A 520-nucleotide genomic window follows, 5' to 3' on the forward strand; every position below is an offset into this window, starting at 1 on the left:
AAGCCATGGCTGCTGTTGTGGCTTCGCTGTTGTATCCTGATCGATCACCTTGGTTCCTGTTGCCATCTCAAGGGCAAACCGGCGCCTAACCACATCTGCGATTGCATCAAATTGCAGATCCCTCGATCTCCATTGCCAAGCTGGGCTAAGCTTTTGTTCTTGTTTTGGACTGTTCTGAACTTCATCGCAGTGGTAGATCGATGGCATGACAGACACGGCCTTCACCATCGAATTGACCGCTCCCGAGCAAGAGATGCTCGCAAACCTGAGCTTCGACCCGCTCTCATTCAAAGGCGATCATGCAGCATTTCTGCATAATGCAGATCTCGCTCATCAACTCACGACCTCGTTGGTCGAGCGCAAGGGCATCCCTGTGCATCGCGTGCGCTATTTCACTGATTGTGACTATAATCCGGGCGGTCGCGGCAAATCCCGTCAGGATAGCTTTGTAAAGCATGGCAACGATCATGATGGAATGCTACGCCATCCGCACTTTCTGAAATTTCTTCGCTACTTCATT

General features: G+C 51.0%; 2 protein-coding genes. One reads left to right on the plus strand and one right to left on the minus strand.

All coding sequences use genetic code 11. The features are described 5' to 3' along the window. Positions 1 to 207, minus strand: a 207-nt coding sequence (locus tag A9Y75_RS29980) for a hypothetical protein (protein WP_236721546.1), incomplete at its 3' end; no start/stop codon positions are given. Here A9Y75_RS29980 and A9Y75_RS28060 point away from each other — a divergent pair. Continuing rightward, positions 206 to 520 (plus strand): hypothetical protein (locus tag A9Y75_RS28060; protein ID WP_201788448.1); only part of this gene is annotated, 315 nt, incomplete at its 3' end. The genes A9Y75_RS29980 and A9Y75_RS28060 overlap by 2 nt on opposite strands.

The sequence above is a fragment of the Trichormus sp. NMC-1 genome (assembly GCF_001858025.1).
Classification (GTDB): domain Bacteria; phylum Cyanobacteriota; class Cyanobacteriia; order Cyanobacteriales; family Nostocaceae; genus Anabaena.